A 21,836-nucleotide genomic window follows, 5' to 3' on the forward strand; every position below is an offset into this window, starting at 1 on the left:
TTTAAAATGGTTGAGATTATCAACAACGCGAAATTACGAAATATATCACGATTAATAAAGCATGTTTACAAAGGTTTTAACAATTCTATTATATATAAAATTGATAGTAAAAAAGAAAGCGATTATTAATGGTTTAATAATCGCTTTAGTAATAATTTATTGAAGTATTTACTTTATTTTAAATGCTTTTTCTTGAGGAAAATAAGCAACTTGACCTAACTCTTCCTCTATACGTAATAACTGATTGTATTTTGCCATACGATCGCTACGAGATGCCGAACCTGTTTTTATTTGTCCTGTATTTAATGCAACAGCTAAATCGGCAATGGTATTATCTTCAGTTTCTCCCGAACGATGTGACATAACAGACGTATATCCTGCATTATGAGCCATATTTACAGCAGCAATAGTTTCAGTTAATGTACCAATCTGGTTTACTTTTATTAAAATAGAGTTTGCAATTCCGTTTTCAATACCTCTAGATAAACGTTCAACATTAGTCACAAATAAATCGTCGCCAACTAATTGTACTTTGTTTCCAACTTTTTCTGTTAGATATTTCCAACCTTCCCAATCGTTTTCATCCATACCATCTTCAATAGAAATAATAGGGTATTTAGCACATAATTCTGCTAAGTAATCAGCTTGTTCTTTACTTGTACGTACTTTGCCAGTTTCACCTTCAAATTTGGTGTAATCATATTTACCATTAATATAAAACTCAGCAGAAGCACAATCTAGAGCAATCATCACATCATCACCCAATTTATATCCTGCATTCTCTACGGCTTTGTTAATTGTATCAAGTGCATCTTCAGTTCCACCTTCTAAATTTGGTGCAAATCCACCTTCATCACCAACAGCTGTACTTAAACCTCTATCGTGTAATACTTTTTTAAGGTGATGAAAAATTTCTGTTCCCATTTGCATAGCATGTGTAAAATTCTTTGCTTTTACAGGCATTACCATAAACTCTTGAAACGCAATAGGTGCATCGCTATGCGAACCTCCATTAATAATATTCATCATTGGTACTGGAAGTGTGTTTGCAGATACTCCACCAACATAACGATATAAAGGCATTCCTAATTCGTTTGCAGCAGCTTTTGCAACAGCTAAAGACACTCCTAAAATAGCATTAGCTCCTAATTTAGATTTATTTTTTGTTCCATCTAAATCAATCATTATCTGATCAATTTTGTTTTGCTCAAAAACAGGAGTACCTAATAACTCTTGTGCTATTATTGAATTAACATTTTCAACGGCTTTTAAAACCCCTTTTCCCATATAAGCCTTTCCACCATCACGTAACTCAACTGCCTCATGTTCACCTGTTGATGCACCAGAAGGTACAGCAGCACGTCCCATTATTCCGTTTTCTGTAACTACGTCCACTTCTACAGTTGGATTACCACGAGAATCTAAAATTTGTCTTGCATGAATGTTAATTATAATGCTCATTTTATTTTGGTTTATGTTGATATAAAATTTGAATGCAAATTTACAAAATTGTTAATCTAAATGTTTAGAATCTATTTCAGAATTACATTTAAAATTTACGATAATGTTTTCGCAATGAAAAAACCTCAAAGAATTTGATGGTTCTTTGAGGTTTCAATATTATTTATTTTTAATGTTTTCTATAAATTGGTCAAACAAGTATGACGAATCATGCGGACCAGGACTTGCCTCTGGATGATACTGCACTGAAAAACAATTTTTAGATTTCATTTTTATTCCTGCTACTGTATTATCATTCAAATGCACATGTGTGATTTCTATATCTGAATGTTTTTCGGTTTCTTCTCTGTTAATAGCAAAACCATGATTTTGAGATGTAATTTCTCCTTTACCAGTCACTAGGTTTTTAACAGGATGATTAATCCCTCTATGACCATTGTGCATTTTATAAGTTGAAATTCCGTTTGCTAAAGCAATTACTTGATGTCCTAAACAAATACCAAACAAAGGTAAATTACGTTTAATAATTTCTTTTGCGACAGCTTGAGCCTCTACTAAAGGTTCAGGATCTCCAGGTCCATTAGATAAAAAGTATCCATCTGGATTAAAAGCACTCATATCTTCAAACGTTGCATTGTATGGAAATACTTTTATGTAAGCGTCACGCTTTGCAAGATTGCGTAGAATGTTTTTCTTAATTCCAATATCTAAAGCTGCAATTTTATAGGTTGCGTTTTCATTGCCAAAATAATATGGCTCAGTCGTTGATACTTTTGAAGCAAGCTCGAGGCCTTTCATTTCTGGAACTGAAGCTAATTGTTTTTTTAAGCCTTCAATATTGTCAACTTCTGTAGAAATTACAGCATTCATTGCTCCATTATCTCTAATGTAACTCACCAAAGCTCTTGTATCAACATCAGAAATGGCCAATAGGTTATTCTTTTCGAAAAAGTTTTCTAATGAATCATCTGCTGCTGGCCTTGAGTAATTAAAACTGAAATTTTTACAAATTAATCCAGCAATTTTAATTGAATCAGATTCAACTTCATCAGAAAGTGTTCCATAATTTCCAATGTGTGCATTAGTTGCTACCATTAATTGACCAAAATATGAAGGGTCAGTAAAGATTTCTTGGTAACCTGTTGTTCCTGTGTTAAAACAAACTTCTCCAAAAGCTGTCCCTTCTTTACCAATTGATTTTCCATGAAAAATGGTTCCATCTGATAAAAGGATAATCGCTTTTTGTCTTTTATTATATTTCATTTCTAAAAAAAGGTTTTGCAAAATTGCATAAAAAAAAGGATAAACTAAAATTGTTTATCCTTTTTATATTTATAAATGTACTCTCATTTATTCTTCTTCCTCGTTTGAAGCTTTTTTAGATTCTACAGCTGGAGCTGCAGGAGCTGCTGCATCAGCTTTTTTAGAACGACCTCTACGAGTTGTTTTCTTTTTAGGTTGCTTGTCTGCATTGTAGATTTCATTGTAATCTACTAATTCGATCATTGCCATATCAGCGTTATCACCTAAACGATTTCCAAGTTTAATGATACGTGTGTATCCTCCTGGACGATCAGCAACTTTTACAGCTACATCTCTAAACAATTCAGTAACAGCGTCTTTCTGTCTTAATCTAGACATAACGATACGTCTGTTATGAGTTGTATCTTCTTTAGATTTTGTAATCATTGGCTCAACAAATTGCTTTAAAGCTTTTGCTTTAGCTACAGTAGTGTTGATACGCTTGTGCTCTATTAAAGAACAAGCCATATTAGCCAACATTGACTTTCTGTGAGCTGTTTTACGACCTAAATGGTTTATTTTTTTTCCGTGTCTCATGACATTTGTTTATAACCTTCATCTTGCTGCAACCCACTATTGAGGAGCAAAATATGAAGTGATTAATCTTTATCTAATTTGTATTTGCTTAAATCCATTCCGAAATTCAATCCTTTAACATTTACTAGCTCTTCTAGTTCAGTTAATGATTTTTTACCGAAGTTTCTGAATTTCATTAAATCGTTTTTGTTGAAAGATACTAAGTCTCCTAATGTATCTACTTCTGCAGCTTTTAAACAGTTTAATGCACGTACAGAAAGATCCATATCAACTAATTTAGTTTTCAATAGTTGTCTCATGTGAAGTGATTCTTCATCATAAGTTTCTGTTTGAGCAATTTCATCAGCTTCTAAAGTAATACGCTCATCAGAGAATAACATGAAGTGGTGAATTAATATTTTAGCTGCTTCTGTTAAAGCATCTTTTGGAGCTATTGATCCGTCTGTGATGATTTCAAAAACTAATTTTTCGTAGTCAGTTTTTTGTTCAACACGGAAGTTTTCAATAGTATATTTTACATTCTTAATAGGAGTGTAAATTGAATCTGTAAAGATTGTTCCCATTGGTGCAGAAGCTTTTTTATTTTCTTCAGCAGGAACGTATCCTCTACCTTTTTCAATTGTAAGCTCCATATTAATACTTACTTTAGGGTCTAAGTTACAAATCACTAAGTCTTTGTTTAATACTTGAAACCCTGAAATGAATTTTTGAAAATCTCCAGCAGTAATTTGGTTTTGTCCAGAAATTGAAATTGTAACCGTTTCGTTATCAATTTCGTCTATTTGACGCTTAAAGTTAACTTGTTTTAAGTTCAAAATAATTTCTGTAACATCTTCAACTACTCCAGCAATTGTAGAAAATTCGTGATCAACACCTTCAATTCTAACTGATGTAATTGCAAATCCTTCTAAAGAAGATAACAAAACTCTTCTTAAAGCATTACCTACTGTTAATCCATAACCTGGTTCTAAAGGTCTAAATTCAAATTTACCTTCAAACTCAGTTGAATCAATCATGATTACTTTGTCGGGCTTTTGAAAATTTAATATTGCCATATTGCGTTTTGTATCTAGTTATTATTTAGAGTATAATTCGACGATAAATTGTTCGTTGATATTTTCTGGAATTTGAACTCTCGCCGGAACAGAAACATAAGTTCCTTGTTTTGTATCGTTATTCCAAGTAATCCATTCATACACACTACTAGAGTTAGCAAGTGAATTTTGAATAGCTTCTAATGATTTAGATTTTTCTCTAACAGCAACAACATCACCAGCTTTTAATTGGTAAGATGGTATGTTTACAATTTCACCATTTACTGTGATATGTCTGTGAGACACTAATTGTCTTGCTCCACTACGTGAAGGAGAGATTCCCATTCTGTAAACAACGTTATCTAAACGAGACTCACAAAGTTGTAATAATACCTCACCTGTAATACCAGGAGCAGCTGTTGCTTTTTTGAACATGTTTCTGAATTGACGCTCTAATACACCATAAGTGTATTTTGCTTTTTGCTTTTCCATTAATTGGATTGCGTATTCAGATTGTTTACCACGACGCTTGTTTGCACCATGTTGTCCTGGAGGATAGTTTCTTTTTTCGAAAGCTTTATCATCTCCATAAATAGCTTCACCGAATTTACGTGCTATTTTAGTTTTAGGACCAGTATATCTTGCCATTTCTTAATTGTTTTTTGAGAGTGTTTGTGAATTAAGGTCTTAATCTTATCCTCCGACAAACGTTGATCTCTCTAATTGATACTTGTTTATTTTTTCAGTTTGCAAATTTACACATAAAAAGTTAATATCAACTATTAAAAATAGCTGATATTAATTCTTTATATTATATAAATTATACTCTTCTACGTTTTGGTGGGCGACAACCATTATGAGGTAGTGGAGTAACATCAATAATTTCTGATACTTCTATACCTGCATTATGAATTGAACGAATAGCAGACTCTCTACCATTACCTGGACCTTTAACGTATACTTTTACTTTTTTAAGCCCTGCTTCTCTTGCAACACCAGCAGCATCTTCAGCAGCTAATTGTGCAGCATAAGGAGTGTTCTTTTTTGAACCTCTAAAACCCATTTTTCCAGCTGATGACCATGAAACAACATCTCCTTTTTTATTTGTTAAAGAGATAATGATGTTGTTAAATGATGCTGCAATGTGAGCTTCTCCAATTGAGTCAACAATGACTTTACGTTTTTTAACTTTAGTACTTGACTTTGCCATATTACTAATTATTATTTAGTTGCTTTTTTCTTGTTAGCAACTGTTTTTCTTCTACCTTTTCTTGTTCTAGAGTTGTTTTTAGTGCGTTGACCTCTTAATGGAAGTCCTGCTCTATGACGAATACCTCTGTAACATCCAATATCCATTAAACGTTTGATGTTTAATTGAATTTCTGAACGAAGTTCACCTTCAATAGTATAAGACCCAACAGCTTCACGAATATTGCTTATTTCGTCATCTGTCCAATCTTGAACTTTAGTGTTTTCATCAACTTTAGCGTTAGCTAAAATTTCTTTTGCTCTGCTTGCACCTATTCCATAGATGTAAGTTAAGGAGATTACTCCTCTTTTCTGTTTTGGTATATCTACACCTGCAATTCTTGCCATAATTATCCTTGTCTTTGTTTGAATCTAGGATTCTTTTTGTTAATTACGTAAAGTCTTCCTTTTCGTCGTACTAATTTACAATCAGCACTTCTTTTTTTAACTGATGCTCTAACTTTCATCTGTTTTTGTATTAGTATCTATAAGTTATTCGAGCCTTAGATAAATCGTAAGGGCTCATTTCTAATTTTACTTTATCTCCTGGTAATAATTTAATATAGTGCATACGCATTTTACCAGATATATGCGCTGTTACAATATGTCCATTTTCTAATTCAACACGAAACATGGCATTTGATAATGCTTCAATTATTGATCCGTCTTGTTCTATTGCTGCTTGTTTTGCCATAATAATATTAAGCTACTGCCTTTCTATTTTTACCGGTTTTCATTAAGCCATCATAGTGTTTGTTCAACAAATATGAATTTACTTGTTGCATGGTATCTATTGCAACACCTACCATAATTAGTAGTGATGTACCACCAAAGAATAATGCCCAACCTTGTTGCACACCCATTATTCTTTCCACTATTGCTGGGAACACAGCGATAAGTGCTAAAAATATTGAACCTGGTAACGTAATTTGTGACATTATTTTATCTAAATATTCAGATGTTTCAGTTCCAGGTCTGATACCAGGAATAAAACCTCCGCTTCTTTTTAAATCATCAGCCATTTTATTGGTTGGAACTGTAATTGCAGTATAGAAATATGTAAATATTATAATCAATAATGCAAATACTACATTGTACCAAAACCCAAAAATATCAGAAAATTGTGTTTGCATCCATTGACCTGCATCACTTGTCCCAAAAGATTTACCTATTAAACTTGGTACAAACATAATTGCCTGTGCAAAGATAATTGGCATAACTCCTGAAGCATTCAATTTTAATGGTAAAAATTGACGTGATCCAAATACATTTTTCTCGTAACCACCTGAAGCTGTTCGACGTGCGTATTGAACAGCAATCTTACGAACTGCCATTACTAACATAATTGATGCTAATATGATTACAAACCATATAACAATCTCAATTAACACCATCATTAATCCTCCATTACCACCACCTTCAATTCTAGAAGCATAATTTTGAACAAATGATGCAGGCATACGAGCTATAATACCAACCATAATTAATAATGAAATACCATTACCAATACCTTTGTCAGTTATTTTCTCACCTAACCACATTGCAAAAACACATCCAGTTACTAGGATAACAATTGAAGAGAAATAGAACATTCCTCCTGTTCCTAATAAAAATGCTGAAGTTGGAATTCCTAATGTTGGTAAACTTGCTAGATATCCTGGTGCTTGTACCAAACATATAGCAATAGTTAACCAACGTGTAATTTGGTTTATTTTTTTACGACCACTCTCTCCATCTTTTTGTAATTTTTGAAGATAAGGAATCGCGATTCCCATTAATTGAACAACAATTGAAGCTGAAATGTAAGGCATAATACCTAATGCAAACACTGATGCATTTGCAAAAGCTCCACCAGTAAAAGCATTTAATAGGCCTAGTAAGCCTTGATCTGTATTACTTGCCAAAACTTCTAACTGACTTGCGTCAATACCAGGTAAAACTACTTGAGCACCAAAACGATAAACTAAAAGCAAACCAAGCGTAAGCATGATTCTGTCTTTTAGTTCTGTTATTTTCCAAACATTTTTTAAAGTCTCTATAAATTTCATCCTCTAATTGGTCTTATAAAGTTATAGCTTCTCCTCCTGCAGCTTCGATAGCAGCTTTTGCTGAAGCAGTAAATTTATGAGCAGTTACTTTTAATTTTGATTTTAACTCTCCACGACCTAATACTTTTACTAAGTCATTTTTAGTTACAACACCTAATCCAATAAGCGTTTCAAAATCTACTGTGTCTTTTATTTTTTTCTCATCAACCAATTGTTGTAATTTATCAAGATTAACACCTTGATATTCTACACGGTTAATATTTGTAAATCCAAACTTTGGCACACGTCTTTGAAGAGGCATTTGTCCTCCTTCAAATCCTACTTTTTTAGAATATCCAGAACGAGATTTAGCTCCTTTGTGACCACGAGTTGCAGTACCACCTTTACCAGAACCTTGTCCTCTACCAATTCTTTTGCCTTGATTTTTTACTGACCCTTCAGCCGGTTTTAAATTACTTAAATCCATTACTTATGCTGTATTATTTTGTCTCTTCAACAGAAACTAAATGTTGAACTTTACTAATCATTCCAAGAATACTTGGTGTGTTATCATGCACAACTGATTGGTTCATTTTACGTAAACCTAAAGACTCTAATGTTCTTTTTTGAGTTGAAGTGCGTTTGATATCACTTTTTACTTTTGTTACTTTAATCTTTCCCATTATCGTTATAGATTAACCGTTAAATACTTTTTCAAGTGAAATTCCTCTTTCTCTAGCAACAGAATTTGCATCTCTTAATTGTAATAAAGCATCAAAAGTTGCTTTTACTACGTTATGAGGGTTAGAAGAACCTTGTGATTTTGATAATACATCATGTACTCCAACTGCTTCTAAAACTGTTCTCACAGCTCCACCAGCAATAACTCCTGTTCCTGCTGCTGCTGGAATGATGTTTACTCTTGCTCCACCAAATTTCCCTTTTTGCTCGTGTGGTAATGTCTTTTTGATAATAGGAATTCTTACTAAATTTTTCTTAGCGTCTTCAATTGCTTTTGCAATTGCTGTTGCTACGTCTTTAGATTTTCCTAAACCGTGACCTACTACACCTGCTTCGTCTCCTACAACAACTATAGCAGAAAAGCCAAATGCTCTACCTCCTTTAGTTACTTTAGTAACTCTTTGTACTCCAACTAAACGGTCTTTAAGATCTAGTCCACTTGGTTTTACTAACTCTGCGTTTTTATATTTTTGATACATAATGTCTTAGAATTTAAGTCCTCCTTCTCTAGCACCTTCTGCTAATGATTTTACTCTTCCATGATATTGATATCCACCTCTATCAAAAGAAATAGTATCTACACCTGCTTTAATAGCTCTTTCAGCAATAGCTTTACCAACTAGTGTAGCTATTTCTGATTTAGTACCTTTAGCAGAAGTAATGTCTTTATCTCTTGAAGATGCTGCTATAATAGTTTTACCAGTTACATCATCAATAATTTGAGCATAAATTTCTTTATTGCTTCTATAAACAGCTAAACGTGGTCTTGCTTCAGTTCCTGAAACTACTTTACGTATTCTGCTTTTAATTCTTAATCTTTTTTCGTTCTTTGTCAATGCCATAACTAAACTATTATGCTGATTTACCTGCTTTTCTTCTTAATACTTCACCTACAAACTTAATTCCTTTTCCTTTGTAAGGCTCTGGTCTTCTAAAATCACGGATTTTAGCTGCAACTTGTCCAACCAATTGTTTGTCATGAGAAGTTAATTTTATAATTGGATTTTTTCCTTTTTCAGAAACTGTTTCCACTTTAACTTCAGATGCAATATCCATAATGATATTGTGTGAAAAACCTAATGCCATGTCTAATTTTTGTCCTTGGTTAGTAGCTCTATAACCTACTCCAACCAATTCTAATTCTTTAGTCCATCCTTTAGACACACCTTCTATCATATTTTTTACTAACGATCTGTAAAGACCGTGTTTTGCTCTATCATCTTTACTGTCTGAATTACGGTTAACTGTAACATTACCTTCTTCAACAGTAATTTCAACGTTAGAGAATTCTTGAGATAATTCTCCTAATTTACCTTTTACAGTAATTACATTATCTTTAACGTCTATAGTAACTCCTTGAGGGATAGCTACTGGATTTTTTCCTATTCTTGACATATCTTCCTCTTTATTAGTAAACGTAGCATAATAATTCGCCACCAACATTTTCTCTATGCGCTTGTTTTCCTGTCATAACACCGTGAGATGTTGACACAATTGCAATTCCAAGTCCATTAAGAATTCTTGGCATTTCATTGGCACCTGCATACTTACGTAAACCTGGTTTACTTACTCTTTGAATTTTCTTGATTACTGGTTCTTTTGTTTCTTTATTGTACTTAAGAGCAATTTTTATTGTTCCTTGTACTGAAGAATCATCAAACTTGTAACTTAAAATATATCCTTGATTGAATAATATTTTAGTAATTTCTTTTTTCAGATTTGAAGCAGGAATTTCAACAACTCTATGGTTGGCCTTTACTGCGTTTCTAACTCTAGTTAGATAATCTGCGATTGGATCTGTATTCATTTATATTAATTTGCGGTAGTGGTTTTCAAATTTCCTGCTCTAGGAATTGAACCTTCAACCAATTTATAATTATTTTTTACCAGCTAGCTTTTTTAACTCCTGGTATTAATCCTTGGTTTGCCATTTCACGTAACATAACACGAGAAATTCCAAAAGTACGAACATACCCTCTAGGTCTTCCAGTTAACTTACATCTGTTGTGCATACGAACAGGAGAAGCATTTTTAGGTAACTTTTGTAGCCCTTCATAATCTCCAGCTTCTTTTAAAGCTTTACGTTTTTCAGCGTACTTTGCAACCGTTTTTGCTCTTTTCACCTCACGGGCTTTCATTGATTCTTTAGCCATATCTTAGTTCTTTTGAAAAGGTAAACCCAATTCTGTTAATAACGATTTTGCTTCTTTATCTGTTTCAGCAGATGTTACAAATGATATGTCCATACCTGAGATAGAATTAACTTTATCTATATCTATTTCTGGAAATATAATTTGCTCTGTAACACCTAAAGTGTAATTACCTCTACCATCAAATCCTGTAGCTTTAATACCATTAAAATCTCTTACTCGTGGTAATGCTGAAGTAACCAAACGGTCTAAAAATTCATACATTTGCTCACCTCTTAAGGTTACACGAGCTCCAATTGGCATACCTTTACGTAACTTGAATGTTGCGATATCTTTTTTAGATAGTGTTGCTACTGCTTTTTGACCAGAAATTTTAGTCAATTCGTCAACGGCATGGTCTACTAATTTTTTATCGGCAACTGCAGCACCTACTCCTTTAGATATTACTATCTTTTTAAGTTTAGGAACTTGCATTACATTTTTATATCCGAATTCTTCTGTAAGAGCAGTAACTACTTTGTCCTTGTACTCTTGTTTTAATCTTGGAGTGTAAGCCATAACTAAATTACTTCATTTGATTTTTTAGAAAATCTCACTTTTTTATCACCTTCCATTTTATAACCTACTCTTGTAGTTTCTCCTTTACCAGTTAATAATGATAAATTTGACATATGGATAGCCGCTTCTTTCTCTACAATGCCACCTTGAGGGCTTTGTGCACTTGGTTTAGTATGTTTCTTAACCATGTTTACACCTTCAACGATTGCTTTGTTTTTATCTTTCAATACCTTAAGTACTTTTCCTTCAGTCCCTTTATGGTCTCCAGAAATTACTTGTACTGTATCGCCTGATTTTATTTTAAACTTTGTCATCTTATTAGTCATTAAAGCACTTCAGGTGCTAATGATACAATTTTCATGAATTGCTTATCACGAAGTTCTCTAGCTACAGGTCCAAAAACACGTGTTCCTCTCATTTCTCCTTGCGGATTTAAAAGTACACAAGCGTTATCGTCAAATCTTATATAAGATCCGTCTGGACGTCTTACTTCTTTTACAGTACGTACAACCACAGCTGTAGAAACAGCTCCTTTTTTGATGTTACCGTTAGGAGTTGCATCTTTTACAGAAACAACTATTTTATCACCTACAGAAGCATATCTTCTTTTAGTACCACCTAGAACACGGATAGTTAAAACTTCCTTTGCTCCAGTGTTATCTGCGACTTTTAATCTTGATTCTTGTTGTAACATAATTACTTCGCTCTTTCAATTATTTCTACTAATCTCCAACATTTAGATTTAGATAAAGGTCTTGTTTCCATGATCTTTACTGTATCTCCAATGTTACAGTCATTTGTCTCATCGTGTGCAACGTATTTTTTCGTTTTTAACACGAATTTTCCATACATAGGGTGTTTTACTTTTTTCACTTCAGAAACCACAATAGATTTCTGCATTTTGTTACTTGTAACAATTCCTATACGTTCTTTTCTTAAATTTCTTTTTTCCATCTTTCAGCGGAATACAATTATTGTATTTCTCTTTTAGTTAACTCGGTTGCCATTCTAGCTACACTACGTCTTACGTTGCGTAATTGAATTGGATTTTCTAAAGGAGAGATTGCGTGAGCTAATTTAAGATCAGCATAACTCTTTTTAGTGTCACCTAATTTTTCTTGTAATTCAGCTGTAGAAAGCTGTGTAATTTCTGATTGCTTCATAATATCTTATATTAAGCTTCGTAATCTCTTGCGATTAGGAACTTCGTTTTTACAGGTAGTTTTTGAGCTGCTAAACGTAATGCTTCTTTAGCTACTTCTAAAGGCACTCCTCCAACTTCAAACATGATTCTTCCTGGTTTAACTACTGCTACCCAATATTCTACAGCACCTTTACCTTTACCCATACGTACTTCAAGAGGCTTTTTTGTAATAGGCTTATCTGGAAATATTTTAATCCATAATTGCCCTTCTCTTTTCATATAACGTGTAGCTGCAATACGAGCTGCTTCAATTTGACGAGATGTTAAAAACATACCTTTTTCATGTACCGATTTTATTCCGAACATTCCGTTAGAAAGCTCATGGCCTCTCTCAGAATTTCCTTTCATACGTCCTTTTTGGACCTTACGGAATTTTGTTTTTCTAGGTTGTAACATTTTTCTTTGTCTTTAAAAATTACTTTCTGCGACGAGATTTATTATTCCCACCACGTCTTGGCGCATCAGAGTTTCCTTTACCACCTTGTTGTTTTTTTGATAAACCTACAAGTGGAGATAATTCTCTTTTACCATAAACTTCACCTTTCATAATCCATACTTTGATACCCAATCTACCATAAGTAGTATGTGCCTCAACTAAAGCATAGTCAATATCGGCTCTGAATGTTGATAATGGAATTCTTCCTTCTTTGTAGTGCTCAGAACGTGCCATCTCAGCACCATTCAAACGACCACTAATTTGAATTTTGATTCCTTCTGCATTCATACGCATAGTAGCAGCAATTGCCATTTTAATTGCACGTCTGTAAGAAATACGATTCTCAATTTGACGAGCAACACTTGATCCTACTAAAAACGCATCTAGCTCAGGTCTCTTAATTTCGAAGATGTTCAATTGAACTTCCTTATCTGTAATTTTCTTAAGCTCTTCTTTTAACTTGTCTACCTCTTGACCACCTTTCCCAATAATAATACCAGGTCTTGCAGTAGTGATAGTAACGGTTACAAGTTTAAGCGTACGCTCAATAATTACTCTAGACACACTAGCTTTTGATAAACGAGCGTGAACGTATTTTCTAATCTTATCGTCTTCAGCAAGTTTATCTCCATAATCATTGCCACCATACCAGTTAGATTCCCATCCTCTGATAATTCCTAAACGATTTCCGATTGGATTTGTCTTTTGTCCCATATCTCTATTTAAGCTTGTGTGTTATTGTTAGCTCCAACTACGATTGTTACGTGGTTAGAACGTTTTCTAATTCTGTGTGCGCGACCTTGAGGTGCTGGACGTAATCTTTTTAACATTGCGCCACCATCTACTCTAATCTCTTTCACTACCAATTCAGCGTCTTCAATACTTGCATCTTCGTTTTTTGCTTGCCAGTTAGAAATTGCTGAAAGCAATAATTTTTCTAAACGACGTGATGCTTCTTTTGGGCTAAACTTAAGAATATTAAGAGCTGTTTCAGCTTTTTGTCCTCTAACCAAGTCTGCAACTAAACGCATTTTTCTTGGTGAAGTAGGACAGTTATTAAGCTTTGCAAAAGCAACGTGCTTTCTTTCTTCCTTAATAGCGTCTGCCATTTGTTTTTTACGACTTCCCATAGCTCTACTTATTTTTTACCTTTATTTTTAGCACCTGCATGACCTCTGAACGATCTTGTTGGTGAAAATTCTCCTAATTTGTGACCTACCATGTTTTCAGTTACGTAAACTGGTACAAATTGACGACCATTGTGTACTGCAATTGTTTGTCCAACAAAGTCTGGAGTTATCATTGATGCTCTTGACCAAGTTTTGATAACTGTTTTTTTGTTAGCAGCTACATTTTCAGCAACTTTTTTGTCTAATTTATAATGGATGTAAGGTCCTTTTTTTAATGAACGTGCCATATTATCTCAATTATTTCTTTCTACGTTCTACAATATACTTATTACTAGCTTTCGTTTTAGAACGTGTTCTATAACCTTTAGCTGGAATACCTTTTCTAGATCTTGGATGACCTCCAGAAGATTTACCTTCTCCACCACCCATTGGGTGATCGACTGGGTTCATAACTACTGGTCTTACTCTTGGTCTTCTTCCTAACCATCTGCTTCTACCTGCTTTACCAGATACAAGTAATTGATGATCTGAGTTAGATACTACACCAATTGTAGCCAAACAATCTGCTAGTATTAAACGTGTTTCACCTGAAGGCAATTTCACGGTTGCAAATTTTCCATCTCTTGCCATTAATTGAGCAAAAGCTCCAGCACTTCTTGCCATAATTGCACCTTGTCCAGGACGCAATTCAATACAAGATATAATAGTACCAAGAGGTATTTGACTTAAAGGCATTGCATTTCCAATTTCTGGAGCAACATCTGTAGTTCCTGAAACTACATTTTGCCCAACTTGTAAACCATTTTGAGCAATGATGTAACGTTTTTCACCATCTTGATAATTCAATAAAGCGATAAATGCTGTTCTGTTTGGATCGTATTGAATTGAAGCAACTTCAGCAGGAATACCAGCTTTGTTACGTTTAAAATCAATAATACGATACTTTCTTTTATGACCTCCACCTATATAGCGCATGGTCATTTTTCCTTGACTGTTTCTACCACCAGAGCGTTTGTTCGGAACAAGTAAACTCTTTTCCGGCTTATCAGTAGTGATGGCGTCAAATCCATTTACTACTCTAAATCGCTGCGCTGATGTGATCGGTTTTAATTTTCTTACTGACATTTTTGTCTAATTACATGTTACTGTATAAATCAATAGATTCACCTTCCGCCAGTTGTACAATTGCTTTTTTAACAGCATTTGTTTTACCATGTTGAATACCTGTCTTTGTATGACGAGTTCTTCTATCTGGACGGACATTTATAGTACGAACTTTTTCAACAGAAACTCCATAAGCAGCTTCAACTGCTTTTTTGATTTCTACCTTGTTCGCCTTTGTATTCACTTCGAAGCTAAAACAATTGTTTACTTCGCTATTAGCTGACGCTTTTTCAGTGATTATAGGTTTAATTAAGATACTCATGGTTTCCTTATTTACTTAAATTCGATTCAATTCCTTCTAAAGAACTCTCTAAAAGGACTAATTTATTTGCGTTTAAAATTTTGTAAGTGCTTAATTCTGAGTTCATTACAACTTCAGACCCTTTCAAATTACGTGACGACAAATATACATTATTATTTGAAGCACCCAACACAAACAAAGATTTTTTATTCTCAACTCCTAAAGCTTTCAACACATTAGTGAAATTTTTAGTTTTTGGTGTATCAAAATTGAAGTCTTCTAAAACAACGATTGCATTGTCATTAGCTTTCATTGTTAAAGCTGATTTACGCGCTAAACGTTTTAGGTTTTTATTCAATTTGAAACTATAATTTCTAGGTCTAGGTCCGAACATACGTCCTCCACCTTTAAATACACCAGACTTGATAGATCCTGCTCTTGCAGTACCTGTTCCTTTTTGCTTTTTTATCTTACGTGTACTACCTGCAATTTCTGCTCTTTCTTTAGCCTTATGAGTTCCCTGACGTTGGTTAGCAAGATATTGCTTAACATCTAAGTAAACTGCATGATTATTTGGCTCTATAGCAAACACATCTTTAGAAAGTTCAATCTTTCTACCTGTGTCTTTTCCGTTTAAATCTACAACTGCTACTTTCATTATTTTTGAATAATTACATAAGAGTTTTTGTGACCAGGAACACATCCTTTAACAACAAGTAAGTTCTTTTCTGGAACCACTTTATATACTCTTAAATTTTCAACATTCACTCTTTCGCCACCCATTCTTCCTGCCATTTTCATTCCTTTGAATACTCTCGCTGGATATGAAGCTGCACCAATAGAACCTGGAGCTCTTAAACGGTTGTGCTGACCATGCGTAGCTTGACCAACTCCACCAAAACCATGACGTTTTACAACCCCTTGGAATCCTTTTCCTTTAGATGTCCCTGCAATGTCAACAAACTCACCTTCGATGAAATGTTCTACAGTGATGGCATCACCTAATTTGTAACCTTCTCCAAATCCTTGGAATTCAACGACTTTTCTTTTAACAGAAGTACCAGCTTTTTTAGCATGACCTGCTTCAGCTTTTGTGGTGCTTTTCTCTGTCTTGTCATCGAAACCAAGTTGAAGAGCACTATACCCGTCAACCTCTTCGGTTCTGACTTGGGTAACGATACATGGTCCAGCTTCGATTACTGTACAAGGAATATTTTTCCCGTTTTCATCGTAGATGCTGGTCATACCGATTTTTTTTCCAATTAACCCAGACATAAATTATTATTTAATTATTAATACTACTTATTTAAAAAAATTCAGGGTCAAAATACGTTTCAACCCTGAATTGTATTTTTACCGTTTTTCCTTAACCATCGTTAAGGACATGTTTGATCTAACTATACTTTGATCTCTACTTCTACTCCACTTGGTAATTCAAGTTTCATCAAGGCATCAATTGTTTTTGATGATGAGCTATAGATATCAAGTAATCTTTTGTAAGAACTTAATTGAAATTGCTCTCTTGATTTTTTGTTTACGTGTGGTGAACGTAATACTGTAAAAATCTTTTTATTAGTTGGTAATGGAATTGGCCCAGTTACTACTGCTCCAGTACTTTTTACCGTTTTAACAATCTTATCAGCAGATTTGTCTACTAAATTATGATCGTATGATTTTAGTTTTATTCTGATTTTTTGACTCATTTTCTTAAATTTTAAGCTTCAACGCCTTTAGCTGCTTTAATAACTTCTTCTGATATATTAGAAGGTGTTTCAGCATAATGTGAAAATTCCATTGTTGATGTTGCTCTACCTGATGATAATGTACGTAATGAAGTAACATAACCAAACATTTCAGATAATGGCACATGTGCCTTAACAACTTTTGAACCTGCTCTATCTCCCATGTCATTAACTTGACCACGACGACGGTTAAGGTCTCCTACAATATCTCCCATGTTTTCTTCAGGAGTTAACACTTCTAATTTCATAATTGGCTCCATGATTACAGCTTTTGCAGCTTTTGCAGCAGCTTTAAATCCTAATTTTGCAGCCAATTCGAATGATAATTGATCAGAATCCACATCATGGTAAGAACCATCAGTTAGAGTCACTTTCATAGCATCTACCTCATATCCTGCTAATGGACCATTAATCATAGCCATTTTAAATCCTTTTTCAATTGAAGGGATAAATTCTTTAGGAACGTTACCACCTTTAATTTCAGAAACAAACTCTAATCCAGTTTTTCCTTCTTCAGCAGGCTCTAATGTGAACACAATATCAGCAAACTTACCACGTCCACCAGATTGTTTTTTGTAAACTTCTCTATGTTGTGCTGTTCTTGTGATAGCTTCTTTGTACTCTACTTGAGGTTGGCCTTGGTTTACCTCTACTTTAAACTCACGACGTAAACGATCAACAATAATATCTAAGTGAAGCTCACCCATACCAGAAATAATCGTCTGACCTGAAGCCTCATCTGTTCTAACTGTAAACGTTGGATCTTCTTCAGCTAATTTTGCTAAAGACATACCTAATTTATCGACATCTGCTTTTGTTTTAGGCTCAACCGCAATACCAATTACTGGATCAGGGAAGTTCATACTTTCTAAAACAATTGGATGTTTTTCATCTGATAATGTATCTCCTGTTTTGATAGATTTAAATCCTACAGCAGCTCCAATATCTCCAGCTTCAATAAAGTCAATTGCATTTTGCTTATTAGCATGCATTTGGTAGATACGAGAGATACGTTCTTTATTTCCTGAACGATTATTCAATACATAAGAACCAGCATCTAAACGACCAGAGTATGCTCTAAAGAATGCTAAACGACCAACGAAAGGATCAGTAGCAATTTTAAATGCTAATGCAGCAAACGGCTCATCAACAGAAGGCTTTCTTTTTTCTTCTTTCTCAGTATCTGGATTAACACCTACAATCGCCTCTTTATCTAAAGGAGAAGGTAAATATCTACAAACTGCATCTAATAAGAATTGAACACCTTTGTTTTTGAATGAAGATCCACAAATCATAGGTATGATAGCCATATCCATAACAGCAGCTCTTAATGCTGTGTGTATTTCATCTTCAGTAATTGAATCTTCATCTTCCATGAATTTCTCAAGAAGATTTTCATCGTAACTTGCTACTTCTTCAATTAATAAAGCTCTATATTGTTTTGCTTCTGCTTTTAATTCTTCAGGAATATCAACAACATCAAAAGTTGCACCTAAAGTTTCATCATGCCAGATAATAGCTCTGTTTTTTACTAAATCTACAACACCTTTAAAATCGATTTCATCACCAATAGGTAAAACAATAGGCACTGCATTAGAGCCCAACATTTCTTTTACCTGCTTGTTAACTTCTAAAAAGTTAGAACCTTGACGGTCCATTTTATTTACGAAACCAATTCTAGGTACTTTGTAGTTATCAGCTAATCTCCAGTTAGTTTCTGATTGAGGTTCAACACCATCAACAGCACTAAATAAGAATACCAATCCATCTAATACACGTAAAGAACGGTTTACTTCTACCGTGAAATCAACGTGACCAGGAGTATCGATAATATTAAAGTGATAACCCATAGAATCAGGTGTTGGCTCTCCATTTACACGAGGAAAAACCCATTCACAAGTTGTAGCAGCAGATGTAATTGTAATACCTCTTTCTTGCTCTTGCTCCATCCAGTCCATTGTTGCTGCTCCATCATGAACCTCACCAATTTTGTGAGACACACCTGTGTAGAACAATATACGCTCTGTAGTTGTTGTTTTTCCTGCATCAATATGAGCAGCAATACCTATATTTCTTGTATATTTTAAATCTCTTGCCATCTTAAATTAAAATCTAAAGTGTGAGAATGCTTTATTAGCTTCCGCCATTTTGTGAGTATCCATACGTTTTTTAACTGCCGCTCCTTCTTCTTTAGCCGCAGCTAAAATTTCAGCAGCAAGTTTTGCTGGCATAGATTTTTCATTTCTTTTACGTGAGTAACTAATCAACCATTTCATAGCTGTAGATACTTTACGATCTGGACGAATTTGCATTGGAATTTGAAATGTAGCTCCACCAACTCTACGACTACGTACTTCTACGTGAGGCATAACGTTAGACAAGGCATCTTTCCAAGTTTCTAAAGCTGTTTTTTCGTCGTCAGTCTTTTTTGATTCTACAATATCAATTGCATCATAGAATACTTTGAACGCTACCGACTTCTTTCCATCCCACATCATCATATTAACGAAACGAGTTACTAACTGATCGTTAAAACGTGGATCTGGTAAAAGCGGTCTTTTTTTCGCTGCTCTTTTTCTCATGTCTTCTTCTTAAAGTTTTTTAATTACTTTTTAGGGCGTTTTGCACCATACTTAGATCTACGTTGTGTTCTACCTGCAACACCTGCTGTGTCTAAGGCACCACGAACGATGTGATATCTAACTCCTGGTAAATCTTTTACCCTTCCACCTCTAACCAATACTATCGAGTGCTCTTGTAAATTATGACCTTCTCCTGGGATGTATGCATTTACTTCATTACCATTTGTTAATCTAACCCTTGCTACTTTACGCATTGCAGAGTTAGGTTTTTTTGGTGTCGTTGTGTAAACACGTGTACAAACCCCACGTCTTTGAGGACATGAATCTAAAGCAGCCGATTTACTCTTCTTGGTTATTTTGGCTCTTCCTATTCGTACTAATTGTGAAATTGTTGGCATATATTTCTATATAATTTATATTTACTCCTCGCATTTGAGGGCTGCAAAGGTAGAAATAAATTTCAGTTTTTCAAATGTAAAATGATTAATTTTCAAAAGTTTGATGAATTATTTAACATTGGGCATATTTTTAGTCCAAATTTTCCGTTAGCTTTGAAAACTATTAATGCTTTATATGCCTTTAAAAATCTTTCTTTTTTTAATTGGATTTTGGTTGTTATCTACTTCACAACTTTACTCTCAATCCTTGTCTCTTTCTGCCAAGGGCAAGACAGAAAATGAAACTAAAATTATTGACTCATTATATTATATTAAAAACTTTGAGGATTTTGCATCACTTGAAAAAGAAGTAATAGATATTAAAGAAAAATTATTAAAACTAGGTTATATTGAAAGTGGGTTATTAAGTATAGAAAAAAAGAATGACTCATCTTATATTGCAAGTTATCATTTGAATCATTACTACAAAACAATTAAAATATATTTTGGCCCTTCAATTAATAGAAACATTTTAAAACTAGTATCTAACACCGTAAAGGAGAATTATTTTGAAACAGATTTTAACACATTAGAAAAAACGCTTCAATTATTGAATTCTGAAATTTCAAATCAAGGAGATCCTTTTTCAACACTGCAGCTATCAAACATTAAAAAAGAAAATGAGGGCACTTTGTACGCTGAGCTACAAATTACAGAACAACCCCAAAGAACAATAGATACTATTATTATTAAGGGTTATGACAAGTTTCCAAAATCATATGTGAAACGTTATCTTAAAATTAGAAACAAACAACTATTCAATTTAAAGACAATTAAAGAAAAAATGTCAGATTTGGAAGACCTACAATTTGCAAGTCAAATTAAGGAACCCGAAGTTTTATTTACTAAAGACTCTACCTTATTATATATATATGTAGAAAAAACCAAAAGCAATGCCTTTGATGGGTTTTTAGGATTTGGAACTAATACTGAAACTAATAAAATAGAATTTGATGGCTACTTAAACTTAAATCTTGTAAACAATTTAAACTATGGAGAGTCATTTAGATTATTATATAAAAGTGATGAAAGTCAACAAAAAACTTTTGATGTAAAAGCTAAACTCCCTTATTTATTAGGTTCTCCAATTGGAGTTGAATTAAGTTTAAATATTTTCAAAAAAGATTCTTCATTTGTTACGGTTTCACAATCAGGAAAACTAGATTATATAATTAGTCCTAAAAACTCAGTTTCTGCTGGCATATTATCTACTACATCAACAAACTTATTAGACAATAATATATTAAGTATTAATGATTACAAGTCATCTTTTTATACTCTGAATTATTTACACACCAAGAGGCAGCGTTATAATTTACTTTTTCCCATAAATTTTCAGTTTGATATTACTACTGGTTTTGGCAATCGCACTTTTGATGATATCAAAGAATCTCAAAACTCACTAGCTATAAATTCGTTTAAAATTTTTAATTTGAATGACAGCAATAGCATTTTTACTCAGATTACTAGTGGCTACTTAAAATCTGACACGTATCTTGAAAATGAACTTCTACGTTTTGGAGGTATAAATTCAATAAGAGGTTTTGAAGAAAACAGCTTGACTGCAAATTTATTTGGCGTAATTAACACAGAGTATCGTTACAAGGTCAGTAATAATCTATATATTCATTCGGTTATTGATGCAGCTTATTACGAAAATGAGCTATTTGACAAAAAAGGAAAACTTTTTGGTTTTGGCTTTGGTTTTGGACTACTCACAAAAGCTGGATTGTTTAAACTCAATTATTCAAGTGGAAAGACTGAAAATCAGTCGTTTAAAATTTCAGATTCAAAAATACATATTAGCTTAATCGCAAAATTTTAACATTTATATTGTTAAAT

Annotated in this window: 35 protein-coding genes; 1 reads left to right on the forward strand and 34 read right to left on the reverse strand. The window is 33.6% G+C overall.

Annotation, left to right across the window (positions count from 1 at the left end):
- Positions 1-168: 168 nt before the first annotated feature.
- From eno to rpsL, 34 genes are all read right to left on the reverse strand, one after another.
- Entirely contained in the window at positions 169-1,461 is a 1,293-nt protein-coding gene (eno, locus tag IEW41_RS12210; protein WP_188606657.1) for a phosphopyruvate hydratase, read from the reverse strand.
- A 159-nt stretch (positions 1,462-1,620) separates the two neighbouring features.
- Positions 1,621-2,724, reverse strand: coding sequence for a glutamine-hydrolyzing carbamoyl-phosphate synthase small subunit (carA, locus tag IEW41_RS12215; RefSeq protein WP_188606658.1), 1,104 nt, complete (start codon positions 2,722-2,724; stop codon positions 1,621-1,623).
- An 87-nt stretch (positions 2,725-2,811) separates the two neighbouring features.
- Positions 2,812-3,300: a 50S ribosomal protein L17 gene (rplQ, locus tag IEW41_RS12220; protein WP_188606659.1), complete on the reverse strand. Its 489-nt coding sequence runs from the start codon at positions 3,298-3,300 to the stop codon at positions 2,812-2,814.
- Between the two features lie 62 nt (positions 3,301-3,362).
- Positions 3,363-4,355, reverse strand: coding sequence for a DNA-directed RNA polymerase subunit alpha (locus IEW41_RS12225; RefSeq protein WP_188606660.1), 993 nt, complete (start codon positions 4,353-4,355; stop codon positions 3,363-3,365).
- 21 nt (positions 4,356-4,376) lie between these two features.
- Positions 4,377-4,982, reverse strand: coding sequence for a 30S ribosomal protein S4 (gene rpsD, locus IEW41_RS12230; protein WP_188606661.1), 606 nt, complete (start codon positions 4,980-4,982; stop codon positions 4,377-4,379).
- A gap of 172 nt (positions 4,983-5,154) precedes the next feature.
- Entirely contained in the window at positions 5,155-5,544 is a 390-nt protein-coding gene (gene rpsK / locus IEW41_RS12235) for a 30S ribosomal protein S11 (RefSeq protein ID WP_188606662.1), read from the reverse strand.
- Positions 5,545-5,555: 11 nt separating this feature from the next.
- Complete coding sequence (gene rpsM, locus IEW41_RS12240) at positions 5,556-5,930, reverse strand: 30S ribosomal protein S13 (protein ID WP_188606663.1); 375 nt, start codon at positions 5,928-5,930, stop codon at positions 5,556-5,558.
- A 2-nt stretch (positions 5,931-5,932) separates the two neighbouring features.
- On the reverse strand, positions 5,933-6,049 hold the full coding sequence (gene ykgO / locus IEW41_RS12245; RefSeq protein ID WP_008269159.1) for a type B 50S ribosomal protein L36: 117 nt from the start codon (positions 6,047-6,049) through the stop codon (positions 5,933-5,935).
- 11 nt (positions 6,050-6,060) lie between these two features.
- Complete coding sequence (gene infA, locus IEW41_RS12250) at positions 6,061-6,276, reverse strand: translation initiation factor IF-1 (RefSeq protein ID WP_027126052.1); 216 nt, start codon at positions 6,274-6,276, stop codon at positions 6,061-6,063.
- A gap of 7 nt (positions 6,277-6,283) precedes the next feature.
- The gene (gene secY, locus IEW41_RS12255) at positions 6,284-7,630 is read right to left on the reverse strand and encodes a preprotein translocase subunit SecY (protein ID WP_188606664.1); all 1,347 of its coding nucleotides are present in this window, start codon (positions 7,628-7,630) and stop codon (positions 6,284-6,286) included.
- Positions 7,631-7,643: 13 nt separating this feature from the next.
- The gene (gene rplO / locus IEW41_RS12260) at positions 7,644-8,096 is read right to left on the reverse strand and encodes a 50S ribosomal protein L15 (RefSeq protein ID WP_188606665.1); all 453 of its coding nucleotides are present in this window, start codon (positions 8,094-8,096) and stop codon (positions 7,644-7,646) included.
- Between the two features lie 13 nt (positions 8,097-8,109).
- On the reverse strand, positions 8,110-8,292 hold the full coding sequence (gene rpmD, locus IEW41_RS12265; RefSeq protein WP_283637157.1) for a 50S ribosomal protein L30: 183 nt from the start codon (positions 8,290-8,292) through the stop codon (positions 8,110-8,112).
- A 12-nt stretch (positions 8,293-8,304) separates the two neighbouring features.
- On the reverse strand, positions 8,305-8,829 hold the full coding sequence (rpsE, locus tag IEW41_RS12270) for a 30S ribosomal protein S5 (protein WP_188606666.1): 525 nt from the start codon (positions 8,827-8,829) through the stop codon (positions 8,305-8,307).
- A 6-nt stretch (positions 8,830-8,835) separates the two neighbouring features.
- Complete coding sequence (gene rplR / locus IEW41_RS12275) at positions 8,836-9,192, reverse strand: 50S ribosomal protein L18 (RefSeq protein WP_188606667.1); 357 nt, start codon at positions 9,190-9,192, stop codon at positions 8,836-8,838.
- Between the two features lie 10 nt (positions 9,193-9,202).
- Positions 9,203-9,745, reverse strand: coding sequence for a 50S ribosomal protein L6 (gene rplF / locus IEW41_RS12280; RefSeq protein ID WP_188606668.1), 543 nt, complete (start codon positions 9,743-9,745; stop codon positions 9,203-9,205).
- 13 nt (positions 9,746-9,758) lie between these two features.
- Positions 9,759-10,157 (reverse strand): 30S ribosomal protein S8, encoded by a 399-nt coding sequence (gene rpsH, locus IEW41_RS12285; RefSeq protein ID WP_188606669.1) that lies wholly within the window; start codon positions 10,155-10,157, stop codon positions 9,759-9,761.
- Between the two features lie 76 nt (positions 10,158-10,233).
- A complete protein-coding gene (rpsN, locus tag IEW41_RS12290) occupies positions 10,234-10,503 on the reverse strand; it encodes a 30S ribosomal protein S14 (RefSeq protein ID WP_188606670.1) in 270 nt (89 codons plus the stop codon).
- 3 nt (positions 10,504-10,506) lie between these two features.
- A complete protein-coding gene (gene rplE / locus IEW41_RS12295; RefSeq protein ID WP_188606671.1) occupies positions 10,507-11,058 on the reverse strand; it encodes a 50S ribosomal protein L5 in 552 nt (183 codons plus the stop codon).
- 2 nt (positions 11,059-11,060) lie between these two features.
- A complete protein-coding gene (gene rplX / locus IEW41_RS12300) occupies positions 11,061-11,372 on the reverse strand; it encodes a 50S ribosomal protein L24 (RefSeq protein ID WP_188606672.1) in 312 nt (103 codons plus the stop codon).
- An 11-nt stretch (positions 11,373-11,383) separates the two neighbouring features.
- On the reverse strand, positions 11,384-11,752 hold the full coding sequence (rplN, locus tag IEW41_RS12305) for a 50S ribosomal protein L14 (RefSeq protein WP_188606673.1): 369 nt from the start codon (positions 11,750-11,752) through the stop codon (positions 11,384-11,386).
- Between the two features lie 2 nt (positions 11,753-11,754).
- A complete protein-coding gene (gene rpsQ / locus IEW41_RS12310) occupies positions 11,755-12,012 on the reverse strand; it encodes a 30S ribosomal protein S17 (protein ID WP_111659929.1) in 258 nt (85 codons plus the stop codon).
- Between the two features lie 17 nt (positions 12,013-12,029).
- A complete protein-coding gene (gene rpmC, locus IEW41_RS12315; RefSeq protein WP_188606674.1) occupies positions 12,030-12,221 on the reverse strand; it encodes a 50S ribosomal protein L29 in 192 nt (63 codons plus the stop codon).
- A gap of 11 nt (positions 12,222-12,232) precedes the next feature.
- Positions 12,233-12,658 (reverse strand): 50S ribosomal protein L16, encoded by a 426-nt coding sequence (gene rplP, locus IEW41_RS12320; protein WP_188606675.1) that lies wholly within the window; start codon positions 12,656-12,658, stop codon positions 12,233-12,235.
- A 19-nt stretch (positions 12,659-12,677) separates the two neighbouring features.
- The gene (gene rpsC / locus IEW41_RS12325) at positions 12,678-13,412 is read right to left on the reverse strand and encodes a 30S ribosomal protein S3 (protein ID WP_188606676.1); all 735 of its coding nucleotides are present in this window, start codon (positions 13,410-13,412) and stop codon (positions 12,678-12,680) included.
- A gap of 8 nt (positions 13,413-13,420) precedes the next feature.
- Positions 13,421-13,828 (reverse strand): 50S ribosomal protein L22, encoded by a 408-nt coding sequence (gene rplV, locus IEW41_RS12330; RefSeq protein WP_188606677.1) that lies wholly within the window; start codon positions 13,826-13,828, stop codon positions 13,421-13,423.
- Positions 13,829-13,836: 8 nt separating this feature from the next.
- The gene (gene rpsS / locus IEW41_RS12335) at positions 13,837-14,115 is read right to left on the reverse strand and encodes a 30S ribosomal protein S19 (RefSeq protein ID WP_119029668.1); all 279 of its coding nucleotides are present in this window, start codon (positions 14,113-14,115) and stop codon (positions 13,837-13,839) included.
- A gap of 10 nt (positions 14,116-14,125) precedes the next feature.
- The gene (gene rplB / locus IEW41_RS12340) at positions 14,126-14,953 is read right to left on the reverse strand and encodes a 50S ribosomal protein L2 (RefSeq protein ID WP_188606678.1); all 828 of its coding nucleotides are present in this window, start codon (positions 14,951-14,953) and stop codon (positions 14,126-14,128) included.
- 10 nt (positions 14,954-14,963) lie between these two features.
- Positions 14,964-15,254, reverse strand: a complete 291-nt coding sequence (gene rplW, locus IEW41_RS12345) for a 50S ribosomal protein L23 (RefSeq protein ID WP_188606679.1) — start codon at positions 15,252-15,254, stop codon at positions 14,964-14,966.
- A gap of 7 nt (positions 15,255-15,261) precedes the next feature.
- On the reverse strand, positions 15,262-15,891 hold the full coding sequence (rplD, locus tag IEW41_RS12350) for a 50S ribosomal protein L4 (RefSeq protein ID WP_188606680.1): 630 nt from the start codon (positions 15,889-15,891) through the stop codon (positions 15,262-15,264).
- A complete protein-coding gene (rplC, locus tag IEW41_RS12355; RefSeq protein ID WP_188606681.1) occupies positions 15,891-16,508 on the reverse strand; it encodes a 50S ribosomal protein L3 in 618 nt (205 codons plus the stop codon). The genes rplD and rplC overlap by 1 nt, the downstream gene beginning before the upstream one ends.
- A gap of 122 nt (positions 16,509-16,630) precedes the next feature.
- Positions 16,631-16,936 carry a 30S ribosomal protein S10 gene (gene rpsJ, locus IEW41_RS12360; protein ID WP_019386266.1) on the reverse strand — a complete coding sequence of 102 codons (306 nt, stop codon included), beginning with the start codon at positions 16,934-16,936 and terminating at the stop codon, positions 16,631-16,633.
- Positions 16,937-16,947: 11 nt separating this feature from the next.
- Positions 16,948-19,074: an elongation factor G gene (fusA, locus tag IEW41_RS12365; protein WP_188606682.1), complete on the reverse strand. Its 2,127-nt coding sequence runs from the start codon at positions 19,072-19,074 to the stop codon at positions 16,948-16,950.
- Between the two features lie 6 nt (positions 19,075-19,080).
- Complete coding sequence (gene rpsG, locus IEW41_RS12370; RefSeq protein ID WP_188606683.1) at positions 19,081-19,557, reverse strand: 30S ribosomal protein S7; 477 nt, start codon at positions 19,555-19,557, stop codon at positions 19,081-19,083.
- Between the two features lie 23 nt (positions 19,558-19,580).
- Entirely contained in the window at positions 19,581-19,955 is a 375-nt protein-coding gene (gene rpsL / locus IEW41_RS12375; RefSeq protein ID WP_188606684.1) for a 30S ribosomal protein S12, read from the reverse strand.
- A 175-nt stretch (positions 19,956-20,130) separates the two neighbouring features.
- Between rpsL and IEW41_RS12380 the strand changes: the two genes are divergently transcribed.
- A complete protein-coding gene (locus IEW41_RS12380; protein ID WP_229660221.1) occupies positions 20,131-21,819 on the forward strand; it encodes a ShlB/FhaC/HecB family hemolysin secretion/activation protein in 1,689 nt (562 codons plus the stop codon).
- The last annotated feature ends 17 nt before the right edge of the window (positions 21,820-21,836 follow it).

This window comes from Aquaticitalea lipolytica, from assembly GCF_014641635.1.
In the GTDB taxonomy this organism is placed as follows: domain Bacteria; phylum Bacteroidota; class Bacteroidia; order Flavobacteriales; family Flavobacteriaceae; genus Aquaticitalea; species Aquaticitalea lipolytica.